Source organism: Serratia sp. CY55921 (assembly GCF_052167655.1).
In the GTDB taxonomy this organism is placed as follows: domain Bacteria; phylum Pseudomonadota; class Gammaproteobacteria; order Enterobacterales; family Enterobacteriaceae; genus Serratia; species Serratia ureilytica.
In genome coordinates, this window is record NZ_JBJNMU010000001.1 from 2,682,803 (window position 1) to 2,696,244 (window position 13,442).

A 13,442-nucleotide genomic window follows, 5' to 3' on the forward strand; every position below is an offset into this window, starting at 1 on the left:
AAAAATGGGTTCAATACCCCGCAGGGGGGCGGATTCTATCATATTCTTTCATCGCCTGCGCGGCGCTTTTGTAAAACCGGCGCGCGGGCGCGAGATTCAGTGTTTCGCCCGCAGGCGCAAACGCAGATCGGGGCCAACCTGGCGCACGTCGCTAAAGACAAATTCCGGCGCGTCGGCCAACCGCTCCAGGCCCGGCAGATGACACAGACCGCGGCTATTATCGCCCAACAGTTTCGGCGCGATATACAAAATGAGCTCATCCACCAGGCCGGCCTGCAGCAATGCCCCGGCCAGCGATGCGCCCGCCTCCACCCAGATTGAATTCACCTGGCGCTTGGCCAACAGCATCATCATCACCACCAGATCGATACCGCCGCCGTGCGCCGGGCAGATAAACTGCTCAACGTCTTGCGGCCAGGCCTGTTCATCCGCCTGCAGCCGCGCCAGCCAGGTAGCGCCCGGCTGCTGCACCACGCGATGCTGTGGGGTGATGCGATTTTGGCTGTCGAGCAGGATACGCAGCGGCTGACGCAGATTTTCGCGCGGATAGAGGCGCTGGGTCTCGGCATCCAGCTCATCCCAACGCACCGTCAGCGACGGATCGTCCGCCAGCACGGTGGCGCTGGTGCTGAGAATGGCGGCGCTCTGCGCGCGCAGCCGCTGCACGTCCTGACGCGCTTCGGGTGAGGTGATCCACTGGCTTTCGCCGGAGGCCATCGCCGTGCGGCCGTCCAGCGACGCGCCCAGCTTCAGTTGCACATAGGGCAAACCGGTGCGCATGCGTTTGAGGAAGCCCAGGTTGACCGCTTCGGCCTCGGCCAGCATCAGGCCATGACGTACTTCGACGCCGGCTTGCTGCAGCTTGTACAAGCCGCGCCCCGCCACCTGAGGATTGGGATCTTGCATCGCCGCGACCACCCGCGTCACGCCGGCGGCCACCAGCGCATCGGCGCAGGGAGGCGTGCGGCCGTGATGGCTGCACGGCTCGAGCGTCACATAGGCGGTGGCGCCGCGCGCCTTGTCGCCCGCCATGCGCAGCGCGTGCACTTCCGCGTGCGGCTCGCCGGCGCGCAGATGATAGCCTTCACCGACAATTTCGCCGTCGCGCACGATAACGCAGCCGACGTTCGGATTGGGCGCGGTGGTGAAACGCCCCAGCCGCGCCAGCTCGAAGGCGCGCGCCATGTAAAATTCGTCGTGATGCATGAAAGATCCTTTAGTCTTGCAGGCGGGCAATCTCTTCGCCGAACTCGCGCACGTCTTCGAAGCTGCGGTACACCGACGCGAAGCGAATGTAGGCGACCTTATCCAGCTTTTTCAGCGCGTCCATCACCAGATTGCCGACTAACTTGGTCGGCACTTCGCGTTCGCCGGTGGCGCGCAGTTGGGATTTGATATGGTTAAGGGCGTTTTCCACGTCGTCCGAGCTGACCGGGCGCTTTTCCAGCGCTTTCAGCATTCCGCGACGCAGTTTGTCTTCGTTGAACGGCTCGCGCACCTCATCGCTTTTAATCACTCGCGGCATCACCAGCTCGGCCACCTCGAAGGTGGTGAAGCGTTCATTGCATACCAGACACTGGCGACGACGGCGTACTTGCGAACCGTCCCCCACCAGGCGGGAATCAATGACTTTGGTATCAACGGCGGCGCAGAAAGGGCAATGCATAACACGTCCTGATAAACGTTTTTTATAGATAAATGCAGTTTAACCCGAAGTGAAGCCACAACAAAGGGCGTCGGCCATTTGTTGCGATAAGCGGCGGGCAGGCGGCGCCGATATGACTTTCACCGCCATGCGGGCTAAGCTTGATAGCAGGAGATTCAGCATAGGAAATCGCCGTCATGACAACCCGTTATCCCAAAACCGCCCTGCTCGCCGCCGCCGTGTTGCTCACTGGCTGCGCGCACAACGCCGCCGTGCCTCAGCTGCGCCATCAGGTCGCCGCACTTAACCAAAAAGTGAGCGTATTGACCGATCAGGCCACCGCGCTGGAGCGGCAAAACCAGCTCAATCAGCACTCCGACAACGGCGTCTACCTGCTGCCGGCGGCGCGGAGCGCCGCCCGTTTGCAAAGCGGCATCGGCGAACTGAGCGTTTCGCTGAGCCACATCAAGAGCGAAGCCAACGGTGCCCAGGCGCAGCTGCATGTGCGCATCCTCTCACAGGCCACGCTGCCGCCGTTTAAAGCGGTGGTGGAATGGGGCCAACTGGACGCGGCCACCGGCCGGCCGCTGACCGCCGAGGCGCTGTCGCAACCGATCGCCAGCGCCGACTCGCTGCTGCCGAAACCCGGGCAGGACTTCGAGCTGCGCTTCAGCGGCCTGACGCCGGAACAGCTGGGCTATATCCGTCTGCACAGCCTGGTAGCCACCGCCCAGCCGGCGGTGGTGCAGCAACACTGAAATCCGAGGCAAAAAAAAGGAGCGCCGATAGGCGCTCCTTCTCATTTCGCTGAATACTGCGGCGGTTAAGGCAGAATCGAAGGCTGATCCGCGCCCTCTTTTTCCACTTTTTGCTGCAGCATGTGTTCGCGTTTCATCCCCAGCTTCAACGCCAGCGCGGACGCGACGTAGATAGAGGAAACGGTACCGATCGACACGCCGATCAGCATCGCCAGCGAGAAGCCTTGCAGCATCGCGCCACCGAAGATGTACAGCATCAGCACCACCATCAGGGTGGTCCCGGAAGTCATCAGCGTACGGCTCAGCGTCTGGGTCAACGACACGTTCATGATCTCGTAAGGCGTGCCGCGGCGGATCTTGCGGAAGTTCTCACGAATACGGTCGGAGACCACGATGCTGTCGTTCAGCGAGTAACCGATAACCGACATCAGGGACGCGACGATGGTCAGGTCAATCTCGATGTGGAACAGCGACAGCACGCCCAGCGTGATGATCACGTCGTGCGCCAGCGCGATAACCGCCCCCAGCGCCAGGCGCCATTCGAAGCGGAAGCCGACGTAGATCAGGATACAGATCAACGCCACCAGCAGCGCCATGCCGCCGGTTTGCGCCAGCTCGCTGCCCACGCTCGGGCCGACGAACTCAATGCGCTTCACGGTGGCGTTTTTATCCACCGAGTCGTTGATCACGCCGATCACCTTATTGCCCAGTTCCTGGCCTGCGGTGCCGGTCGCCGGTGGCATGCGCACCATCACGTCGCGGCTGCTGCCGAAGTTCTGGATAATCGGATCCTGGAACCCGGCCTTCTCCAGCGTGTCGCGCATCAGGTCGAGGTTAGCCGGCTTCTCCAGGTTGATTTCAATCACCGTACCGCCGGTGAAATCCAGACCCCAGTTAAAGCCGCGCACCGACATGGTGGCGATCGACGCGACCAACAGCACCAACGAGATGCCGAAAGCCACGTAGTCCCAGCGCATAAAGTCGTAGACTTTACGGCCGTAGTTGAGTTGCTCAACAGTATAATCCTGTGCCACAACGCACTCCTCAGATAGACAGCTTGTTAATGCGTTTGCCGCCGTAAAGCAGGTTGACGATGGCACGGGTACCGACAATCGCGGTGAACATGGACGTCGCCACACCGATAGCGGTGGTGATCGCAAAGCCCTTGATCGAACCGGTGCCGACTGCGTACAGGATGACCGCGGTGATCAGGGTGGTGATGTTGGCGTCGACGATACTGGAGAACGCGCCTTTATAGCCCTCATGGATCGCCTGCTGAACGGATCGGCCGTTCTTCAGCTCTTCCTTGATACGTTCGTTAATCAGTACGTTGGCGTCGACCGCCACCGCCAGCGTCAACACGATCCCGGCAATGCCCGGCATGGTCAGCGTCGCCCCCGGCAACAGGGACATCACGCCGACGATCAACACCAGGTTAGCGACCAGCGCCGTGGTGGCGATCACGCCGAACTTACGGTACCAGACCACCATGAAGACGATGGACGCCACCAGGCCCCACAGACAGGCTTCCAGACCTTGGGTGATGTTCTGCTGACCCAAGGTTGGACCGATGGTGCGCTCTTCAACGATCTGAATCGGCGCAATCAGCGCACCCGCACGCAGCAGCAGCGAAAGCTGACGCGCTTCGTTCGGGTTGCCGATGCCGGTGATGCGGAAGCTGTTGCCCAGACGCGACTGAATGTTCGCCACGTTGATCACTTCTTCCTGTTTCACCAGCACCGCACGGCCGTTGGCGTCTTTCTTGCCGCTGTCCTTGTACTCCACGAACAGGGTCGCCATCGGTTTGCCGATGTTGTCCTTGGTGAAGTTGGACATCGACGTGCCGCCGGCGCTGTCCAGCGAGATGTTAACCTGCGGCTGGTTGTATTCGTCGGTGCTCGAGGTGGAGTCGGTGATGTGGTCACCGGTCAGGATCACGCGCTTGTACAACACGATCGGCTGGCCGTCGCGGGTGTATTTCACCTCGGAATCGCCCGGCACGCGGCCGTTGGCCGCCGCGGTGGCGTCCGCATTGGTGTTCACCAGACGGAATTCCAGCGTCGCGGTGGCGCCCAGAATTTCTTTGGCGCGCGCGGTGTCCTGAATGCCCGGCAACTCAACCACGATGCGGTCGGATCCCTGGCGCTGCACCAGCGGTTCGGCGACGCCGAGCTGGTTGACGCGGTTACGCAGGATAGTGATGTTCTGCTGTACGGCGTATTCGCGCGCTTCGCTCAGACGGGCGTCCGTCAGGCTGGCTTTCATGGTGTTGGCGCCATTGGCGGACAGCACCAGATCGCGCTGACGCGGGCCGATATAGCTGATGGCCTGGTCACGGGCCGCATCGTCGCGGAAGCGAACTTCCACGCCGTTGTTATCCAGCTTGCGGATAGACGCGTAAGGAATGCCCTTCTCGCGCAGCTCGCTGCGCAGGGTATCCATGGTCTGTTCCTGCAGCTTGCTCAACGCGGTGTCCATGTCCACTTCCATCAGGAAGTGCACGCCGCCGCGCAGGTCCAGACCGAGTTTCATCGGCTCTGCGCCCAGCATGGCCAGCCAGGTCGGCGTAGCCGGCGCCAGGTTCAGCGCCACGACGAATTTGTCACCCAGCTCGGTCACCAGCGCTTCGCGGGCGCGCAGCTGAACGTCAGGATCTTTAAAGCGAGCCAGGATGGCGCCATTTTCCAGCGCAATCGACTTGCTCGCGATGTTGTCTTTTTCTAATACGGTACGGACCTGGTCCAGCGTAGTTTCACTGGCGGCGACGCCGCGCGCGCCAGTGATTTGTACGGCCGGATCCTCACCGTAGATGTTGGGAAGCGCATAAAGCAGACCGACGAGGATCACGACGATCAACATCAGATACTTCCACAAAGGATAACGGTTTAGCACGGCAATTCCCTTCGGGAAAAAAGATTACAGGGCCTTCATGGTACCTTTCGGCAGAACGGCCGCCACGAAGTCACGCTTGATCATCACTTCCGTGGTGTCGTTCAGCGCGATGGCGATGATGCCGGTGTCGGCCACTTTGGTCACGCGACCGATCAGGCCGCCGGTGGTCAGCACTTCGTCGCCCTTGCCGATGGAGTCCATCAGCTTCTTGTGATCTTTCGCGCGCTTCTGCTGTGGGCGCAGGATCATGAAGTAGAAGATCAGGCCGAACACCACCAGCATAATGATCAGAGAGTACGGGCTTCCCTGAGCCGGAGCCCCTGCGGATGCGACGGCGTCAGAAATGAAAAAGCTCATTGAAATTCCCTCATTAAGTTATCAATTATTAGATCAAGCGTTTAAAGGCGGAATCGGCTTGCCGATCCGACCATAGAAATCCGCAACAAACTGCTCTAATTTACCCTCTTCGATAGCCTGGCGTAAACCCGCCATCAGGCGCTGGTAGTGACGCAGGTTATGAATTGTGTTCAGTCGAGCACCCAATATTTCGTTGCAACGGTCGAGATGGTGCAAGTAGGCGCGGCTGTAATGGCGACACGTGTAGCAATCACAGTCTTTATCCAGCGGAGAAGTATCATCCTTGTGCTTGGCATTACGGATTTTTACCACACCGTCAGTCACGAACAAATGGCCGTTGCGGGCGTTGCGGGTCGGCATGACGCAGTCGAACATGTCGATGCCGCGGCGCACGCCTTCCACCAAATCTTCCGGCTTGCCGACGCCCATCAAATAGCGTGGCTTATCTTCCGGAATTTGCGGGCAAACGTGTTCAAGAATGCGATGCATATCCTCTTTCGGCTCGCCTACAGCCAAGCCGCCCACAGCGTACCCATCAAAGCCGATATCCACCAGCCCTTTTACTGAAACATCACGTAAATCTTCGTAAACGCCGCCCTGAATGATGCCGAACAGCGCATTTTTATTTTCCAGCTCGTCGAAACGCTGGCGGCTGCGCTGCGCCCAACGCAGCGACATTTCCATCGAACGCTTGGCGTAGTCCCAGTCGGCCGGGTACGGCGTACATTCATCGAAGATCATCACGATGTCGGAACCCAGGTCATACTGGATTTCCATCGATTTTTCCGGGCTCAGGAACACCTTGTCGCCGTTGATCGGGTTGCGGAAGTACACGCCTTCCTCTTTGATCTTGCGCATCGCCCCCAGGCTGAACACCTGGAAACCGCCGGAGTCGGTGAGGATCGGGCCCGGCCACTGCATGAAATCGTGCAGATCGCCGTGCAGCTTCATGATCTCCTGGCCAGGGCGCAGCCACAGGTGGAAGGTGTTGCCCAGCAGGATCTGCGCGCCGGTCTCTTTCACTTCTTCCGGCGTCATGCCCTTGACCGTGCCGTAGGTACCGACCGGCATAAAGGCCGGGGTTTCCACTACGCCGCGGTCAAAAATCAGGCGGCCGCGGCGTGCGCGGCCATCGGTAGTTTGTAGTTCGTACTTCACAAAGCCTCCAGCATCAGAGAAACAGTCTGATGTCGTTGAAACGGGGCCGCGCCGTGGGCGCAGCCCGGGAAATTAACCGCCGACGGACTCGTTTTCCGCCTGCGGATTACGGCTGATGAACATCGCATCGCCGTAGCTGAAAAAGCGATACTGCTCGGCCACCGCCTGCTGATAGGCGTTCATGGTATTTTTGTAGCCGGCGAAAGCCGACACCAGCATGATCAGGGTGGACTCCGGCAGGTGGAAGTTGGTCACCAGCGCGTCGATCACCTGATAGTGGTAACCCGGATAGATAAAGATGCTGGTGTCGCCGAAGAACGGCGCAATCAGCGCCTCTTTGCTGGCCGCCGCGGCGCTTTCCAGCGAACGCACCGAGGTGGTGCCCACCGCCACCACGCGCTTGCCGCGCGCTTTACAGGCCAGCACCGCATCCACGACCTCCTGCGGCACTTCGGCGTATTCGGCGTGCATCACGTGATCTTCGATGGTTTCCACGCGCACCGGCTGGAAGGTGCCGGCGCCGACGTGCAGCGTTACGAACGCCATTTCAACGCCCTTGGCGCGCAGCGCCGCCAGCAGCGGTTCGTCGAAGTGCAGACCGGCGGTCGGCGCGGCGACCGCGCCCGGCTTCTCGCTGTAGACCGTCTGATACAGTTCGCGGTCGGCGTCCTCATCCGGGCGAGCGATATAAGGCGGCAGCGGCATATGGCCGGCCGCGTTGAGAAGGGTGAAGACATCGCGTTCGTCGTTGAAGCGCAGCTCGAACAGCGTCTCGTGGCGCGCCACCATGGTGGCGGCGATGCTCTCGTCATCCCCCAGCAGCAGCTCGGCGCCCGGCTTGGGCGCTTTCGACGCGCGCACGTGCGCCAGCACGCGATGGTCGTCCAGCACGCGCTCCACCAGCACTTCAATCTTGCCGCCGCTGACCTTGCGGCCGAACATGCGCGCCGGGATCACGCGGGTATTATTGAACACCAGCAGGTCGCCGGCTTCCAGCTTGTCCAGCAGATCGGTGAATACGCCGTGCGTCAGCGCCCCGCTCGGCCCGTCCAGCTGCAGCAGGCGGCATGCGCTGCGCTCGGCCTGGGGATAGTGGGCAATCAGGGATTCGGGAAGTTCAAACGAAAAATCAGCGACGCGCATGGGTATTCACTTCTTCAATTTAAGGCTGGTTGGTAAAAAACAGGCGGCCTAGTCTAAAGCCGGGGGCGGTCAGCGGCAAGAAATAAGGAGGATTTGCCTGACTTCGGGTATAGTTGAGGGATGAATTTTCTCGCTCATCTTCACCTGGCCATGCTGGCGGACAGCTCGCTGCTGGGCAACCTGCTGGCCGATTTCGTGCGCGGCAACCCCGCCGCCGACTATCAGCCCGAGGTCGTAGCCGGCATCATGATGCACCGCCGCGTCGACGTGCTGACCGACAGCCTGCCGCAGGTGAAAGCCTGCCGCGACTATTTCAGCGCCCCCTACCGCCGCGTAGCGCCGATCACCCTCGACGTGGTGTGGGACCATTTTCTGGCGCGCCACTGGCAGCAGCTGGAGCCTTCACGCGACCTGCACCAGTTTACCCAGGAAGCCCGCAGCCAGATCGAACCTTACCTGCCGCTCACGCCGCCGCGTTTTCAGAACCTGAACGGCTATCTGTGGCCGGAACGCTGGCTGGAACGCTACGCCGAATTGCCGTTCATCGCCCGGGTATTGCAGGGCATGGCCAGCCGCCGTCCGCGCCTCGATGCCCTGGCCGGCTCGTTCGCCGACGTCGAGCGGCATTATCATCAGCTTGAAACACAATTCTGGCAGTTTTATCCGCAAATGATGCAGCAGGCGAAGGAAAAAACGCTGTGAGGTCAAGCCCAAGCGTTTGAAATTGCAGCGCCTTGCAAGAATTTACGTTTTGCCGCTTGCCCTTTTGTGGGAAAAGGTTATTTTTAAAGCCTGTCAAATTTAATTAATGAATTTAATAGGTAAAAGCTATCTCATCGATTGGTCTTTTACCCTTTATTCACCAAGTCGCGGCCCCTATACTGGCCCTTGTTTTTACATCCACCCTTTAACACCTATTACAGGAGTAATTATGGTCCTGGTAACTCGTCAAGCCCCTGACTTCACTGCAGCTGCCGTACTGGGTAGCGGCGAAATCGTTGAAAACTTCAACCTGAAGAAGCACCTGAACGGCAAACCGGCCGTACTGTTCTTCTGGCCAATGGACTTCACCTTCGTATGCCCTTCCGAGCTGATCGCTTTCGATCACCGCTATGAAGAGTTCCAGAAGCGTGGCGTTGAAGTGGTTGGCGTTTCCTTCGACTCAGAATTCGTTCACAACGCATGGCGTAAAACCCCTGTCGACAAAGGCGGCATCGGTGAAGTGAAATACGCAATGGTTGCTGACGTTAAGCGTGAAATCCAGAAAGCTTACGGCATCGAACACCCGGAAGCCGGCGTTGCGCTGCGCGGCTCTTTCCTGATCGACAAAGACGGCATCGTGCGTGCTCAGGTTGTTAACGACCTGCCAATCGGCCGTAACATCGACGAAATGATCCGTACCGTCGACGCGCTGCAATTCCACGAAGAGCACGGTGAAGTGTGCCCGGCTCAGTGGGAAAAAGGCAAAGCAGGTATGGGCGCTTCCCCAGACGGCGTTGCAAAATACCTGTCTGAAAACGCTGCCAAGCTGTAATTTCAGCCTGATAGTGAATCAACCGGCCCACGCGGCCGGTTTTTTTTATGCCCCTTTATGGGGCAGACCGCCCACCTTCAGTGCTTTATTTCCCTGTTTCCGCTCACATTTCCTACCCTGCTCGCCGCGCGCACGCCCATCTGCGGCTACTATCAATAACGCTGGCTCGCGCTTTGCAAGTGAACAGCGGCAAGCAAACACAACACAATAAAAAACTGACAGGGTAGGAATAACTATGTTTTTACAGAAATGGAGCAAACCCCTGACCATGGCGGCGCTGCTGGTCAGCGGCAGCCTGTATGCGGCATCCAACCCGGCGGTGGAAGCCAAAAACGGCATGGTGGTCACCTCGCAACACCTGGCCTCGCAGGTCGGCGTGGATATCCTGAAGATGGGCGGCAACGCCATCGATGCCGCCGTGGCGGTGGGCTATGCGCAGGCGGTGGTTAACCCTTGCTGCGGCAACATCGGCGGCGGCGGCTTTATGACCGTCCACCTGGCGGACGGCACCGACACCTTCATCAACTTCCGTGAAACTGCGCCGGCGGCGGCCAGCGCCAACATGTATCTGGACGCCGACGGCAAGGTGAAGAAAGACGCCAGCCTGTACGGCTATCTGGCGGCCGGCGTACCGGGCACCGTGCTGGGAATGGAAACCGCGCGTGAGAAGTACGGCAAACTGAGCCGCGAACAGGTGCTGGCGCCGGCGATCAAGCTGGCGCGCGAAGGCTTTGTGCTGACCCGCGCTGATACCGATATTCTCGACACCACCGTTGCACGCTTCAAACAGGATCCCGAGTCGGCCAAAATCTTCCTGCGCCCGGACGGCAGCCCGCTGCAGCCGGGGGACAAACTGGTGCAAACCGATCTGGCCAATACGCTGGAAGCCATCGCCAAAGGGGGAACCGACGCCTTCTACAAAGGCAAGATCCCGCAGGCGGTAGAGGCGGCGGCCAAACAGGGCGGCGGCATTTTGACGGCGGCCGACTTCGCCAACTATAAAGTCACCGAAACCCCACCGATCACCTGCAGCTACCGCGGCTACAAGTTCGTGTCGGCGCCGCCTCCCAGCTCCGGCGGCGTGACGCTGTGCGAAATCCTCAACGTGGTGGAAGGCTATGACCTGAAAAGCATGGGCTTCAACTCGGCGGCGGCCATTCACACCATGACCGAGGCGATGCGCCATGCCTACATGGACCGCAACACCTACCTCGGCGACCCGGAATTCATCAAGAACCCGATCGACCGGCTGGTGAGCAAGAGCTACGCCGAGCAGATCCGCAAGAAAATCGTCGCGGACAAGGCCACGCCGTCGGAAAACGTGCAGCCCGGTATGGAACCGCATGAGAAGCCGGAAACCACCCACTATTCGATCGTCGACCATGACGGCAACGCGGTCTCCACCACCTATACCGTCAACGGCCGCTTCGGCGCCGTGGTGATCGCACCGGGCACCGGCTTCTTCCTCAACGACGAGATGGACGATTTTACGGTCAAAGTGGGCGAGAAAAACCTGTACGGGCTGGTGCAGGGCACCGCCAACAGCATTGCCCCCGGTAAGCGCCCACTATCGTCAATGAGCCCGACGCTGGTGACCAAGGACAACAAGATCTTTATGGTGCTGGGCTCGCCTGGCGGTTCGCGCATCATCACCATCACCCTGCAGACCGCGTTGAACGTGATCGACCACGGCATGGCGCCGCAGGAAGCGGTGGACGCACCGCGCATCCATCACCAATGGTTGCCGGATGAGGTGTACTACGAACAGCGCGGCGTTTCCGCCGATACGCTGAAACTGCTGAGCGGCATGGGCTATAAGATGGTCGAACAAACGCCGTGGGGCGCCGCCGAACTGATTCTGGTCGGTTTGCCGGGCGCGGCGGGCGTCAGCCCGGCCAACTCCGGCAACGATTCGGCGGTTTCCGGCAAAGTGCGCGAAGGTTACCTGTACGGCGCCAACGACGTGCGTCGCCCGGCAGGCTCCGCGGTCGGTTACTGATGTAAACGCCCACTCACCTTAATCGCGGGGGCCCTTCGGCCCCCCCAGTTCCCTTAGCCTTCACAGCGCCACACGGTGGCCGATTCTTCCGTCAGCTGCAGGCGCAGCCCGCCGGCCGTTTCGCTCAACTCTCCCCGCCCTTCCACACGCCGCCACGGGCCGCGGGCCAACAGCGGGTTGTGCGGCAGCTGCGCCTGGCCGCTGCCGTCGCGCTGCAGCGCCACCAGCACCTGCTCCTGCTGATACAGGCGCACGAACACCAGCGTTTCTCCGCTGGCGTACAGCACCTGACAGCCGCCGCGACGCAGCGCCAGGCTCTGTTTACGCAGCGCGGCCATGCGCTGGAACAGCGCCAGCAGCGGCCGATCCCAGTCGCCGACGTCCCACGGGAACGGCTTGCGGCAGAACGGATCGTTGCCGCCGTCCAGGCCAATCTCATCGCCGTAATAGAGGCAAGGCACGCCGATCCAGCTCAGCAACCACACCGCCGCCATCTGCATGCGCGCCGCGTTCCCCTGCAACAGCGTGAGGAAACGCGCGGTATCGTGGCTGTCCAGCTGGTTGAACTGGATCAGCTGGCGGCCGTGCGGCAACCCGGCGCGGTAGCCGTCCATCCACTGCGCGCATCCGGCGGCGTCCAGCCGCACCGGGTGATAAGCCACGTCCAGCCCCGCCAAAAACGCCCGCACCGGCAGCGCGAACCCCATGTAGTTCATCGCCGCATCCTCCACGCCGGCGTGCAGCCAGCGACGCGCGTCGCCAAAGTGCTCGCCCACTACGTAGGCCTGAGGATTCTCCTGCTTCACCGCCTGATAGATGCCCGCCAGGTGACGCAGGTTGCCGGCAGCGCCGCCGTTCTCCCCCAGCATATGCACCACGTCCAGCCGCCAACCGTCGATGCTGTACGGCGGACGCAGCCAGTGGCGCACCACGCTGCCTTCCCCGCGATAGATCGCTTCCGCCACCTGCGGCTCGGCGAAGTTGAGCTTCGGCAGGCTGGCGTTACCCTTCCAGTCGAGCGCGCGGCCGTCCGGGTAGAAGTTGAACCAGCCGCGATACGGCGAATCGGGATGGTGGCAGGCGCCGTTTTGCCCTTGGCGATGGCGGTCGAACCACGGATGCGAGTCGCCGGTGTGGTTGAACACCCCGTCCAGCACCAGTTTCATGCCTACCTTGTGAGTGCTCACTCGCAAACGCGCCAGCGCCGCGTTGCCGCCGAAGTGCGGATCGACCTGGTAATAATCCTCGGTATCGTACTTATGCACGCTCGGCGCGGTAAAAATCGGGTTCAGGTACAGCGCCGTCACGCCCAGCTGCTGCAAATACGGCAGTTTGGCGCAAATGCCGTCCAGATCGCCGCCGTAAAAGGTCGAAGCGGCGTGGCTATCCTCCAGCGGATGCTGCCAGTCGCGCCGGATCACCTCGGCACCGGCCGCGTGATGGCGGTAACTGCCGCTTTGGATGCCGTGCTCGCCGCCGCTGCTGGCGAAGCGATCGGGGAAAATCTGGTAGAACAGCTGATCCGCCACCCATTCGGGGCCGTTGTCGGGCTCGTCGACGGCAAACTGCGCCAGCTGGCCCGGCGGCGTTGGCGACCAGCCCTGCGGGCCGAACCACTGCTGGCGATCGGCCCACAGCAGCTTGAAGCAGTAACGCCGCGTCGGCTCGCCCTCATTCAGCGTCAGGCTGGCCTGGTAGCGCCGCATCCCCTCGTGGCGCTGCGCTTTCATCACCAACAGCCACTCTTCGTTGTCCGGTTCGGCGCGCAAAAACACCCGTTCCGGCAGTTCATCCCCTTGTAACCACAGTGTGATATCCAAACGTTGCCCTTGCTTCACCACAAAAGGCGGAACCGGTTGATGCCAGGCGTTAAGCATACTGTTCTCCTGCTGTACCAAACGAAATCGACGGCGTTCTTCAAGAAGCGAACAATGCCACGTTAAGTGCAACTCCCCC

At 60.8% G+C, this 13,442-nt stretch carries 12 protein-coding genes; 4 read left to right on the top strand and 8 right to left on the bottom strand.

The window, feature by feature from the left end; genetic code table 11:
- Nucleotides 1-96: 96 nt before the first annotated feature.
- Both ribD and nrdR read right to left on the bottom strand, forming a co-directional pair.
- On the bottom strand, nt 97-1,206 hold the full coding sequence (ribD, locus tag ACJ8M3_RS13045) for a bifunctional diaminohydroxyphosphoribosylaminopyrimidine deaminase/5-amino-6-(5-phosphoribosylamino)uracil reductase RibD (protein WP_442514690.1): 1,110 nt from the start codon (nt 1,204-1,206) through the stop codon (nt 97-99).
- A 10-nt stretch (nt 1,207-1,216) separates the two neighbouring features.
- A complete protein-coding gene (gene nrdR, locus ACJ8M3_RS13050; RefSeq protein ID WP_004940387.1) occupies nt 1,217-1,666 on the bottom strand; it encodes a transcriptional regulator NrdR in 450 nt (149 codons plus the stop codon).
- A 176-nt stretch (nt 1,667-1,842) separates the two neighbouring features.
- Here nrdR and ACJ8M3_RS13055 point away from each other — a divergent pair, with 176 nt between their 5' ends.
- Complete coding sequence (locus ACJ8M3_RS13055) at nt 1,843-2,403, top strand: DUF3251 domain-containing protein (RefSeq protein WP_046688354.1); 561 nt, start codon at nt 1,843-1,845, stop codon at nt 2,401-2,403.
- A gap of 65 nt (nt 2,404-2,468) precedes the next feature.
- On the opposite strand, the gene secF is transcribed toward ACJ8M3_RS13055, so the two are convergent.
- The 5 genes from secF to queA form a co-directional block, all read right to left on the bottom strand.
- Nucleotides 2,469-3,437 carry a protein translocase subunit SecF gene (secF, locus tag ACJ8M3_RS13060; RefSeq protein WP_019454209.1) on the bottom strand — a complete coding sequence of 323 codons (969 nt, stop codon included), beginning with the start codon at nt 3,435-3,437 and terminating at the stop codon, nt 2,469-2,471.
- 10 nt (nt 3,438-3,447) lie between these two features.
- The gene (gene secD, locus ACJ8M3_RS13065) at nt 3,448-5,295 is read right to left on the bottom strand and encodes a protein translocase subunit SecD (protein ID WP_071845087.1); all 1,848 of its coding nucleotides are present in this window, start codon (nt 5,293-5,295) and stop codon (nt 3,448-3,450) included.
- 24 nt (nt 5,296-5,319) lie between these two features.
- The gene (gene yajC, locus ACJ8M3_RS13070; protein WP_004940391.1) at nt 5,320-5,652 is read right to left on the bottom strand and encodes a preprotein translocase subunit YajC; all 333 of its coding nucleotides are present in this window, start codon (nt 5,650-5,652) and stop codon (nt 5,320-5,322) included.
- Between the two features lie 33 nt (nt 5,653-5,685).
- Entirely contained in the window at nt 5,686-6,810 is a 1,125-nt protein-coding gene (gene tgt / locus ACJ8M3_RS13075; RefSeq protein ID WP_016928877.1) for a tRNA guanosine(34) transglycosylase Tgt, read from the bottom strand.
- A 72-nt stretch (nt 6,811-6,882) separates the two neighbouring features.
- Nucleotides 6,883-7,953: a tRNA preQ1(34) S-adenosylmethionine ribosyltransferase-isomerase QueA gene (gene queA / locus ACJ8M3_RS13080; RefSeq protein WP_033651079.1), complete on the bottom strand. Its 1,071-nt coding sequence runs from the start codon at nt 7,951-7,953 to the stop codon at nt 6,883-6,885.
- A 120-nt stretch (nt 7,954-8,073) separates the two neighbouring features.
- On the opposite strand from queA, the gene ACJ8M3_RS13085 reads away from it, so the two are divergent.
- The 3 genes from ACJ8M3_RS13085 (at nt 8,074) to ggt (ending at nt 11,486) form a co-directional block, all read left to right on the top strand.
- Complete coding sequence (locus tag ACJ8M3_RS13085) at nt 8,074-8,655, top strand: ACP phosphodiesterase (protein WP_033651078.1); 582 nt, start codon at nt 8,074-8,076, stop codon at nt 8,653-8,655.
- A 229-nt stretch (nt 8,656-8,884) separates the two neighbouring features.
- Entirely contained in the window at nt 8,885-9,487 is a 603-nt protein-coding gene (locus ACJ8M3_RS13090) for a peroxiredoxin C (RefSeq protein WP_004940403.1), read from the top strand.
- 235 nt (nt 9,488-9,722) lie between these two features.
- Complete coding sequence (ggt, locus tag ACJ8M3_RS13095; RefSeq protein WP_046688352.1) at nt 9,723-11,486, top strand: gamma-glutamyltransferase; 1,764 nt, start codon at nt 9,723-9,725, stop codon at nt 11,484-11,486.
- 53 nt (nt 11,487-11,539) lie between these two features.
- Here ggt and malZ read toward each other — a convergent pair whose 3' ends face one another.
- A complete protein-coding gene (malZ, locus tag ACJ8M3_RS13100; protein ID WP_442514691.1) occupies nt 11,540-13,363 on the bottom strand; it encodes a maltodextrin glucosidase in 1,824 nt (607 codons plus the stop codon).
- Nucleotides 13,364-13,442 lie beyond the last annotated feature (79 nt).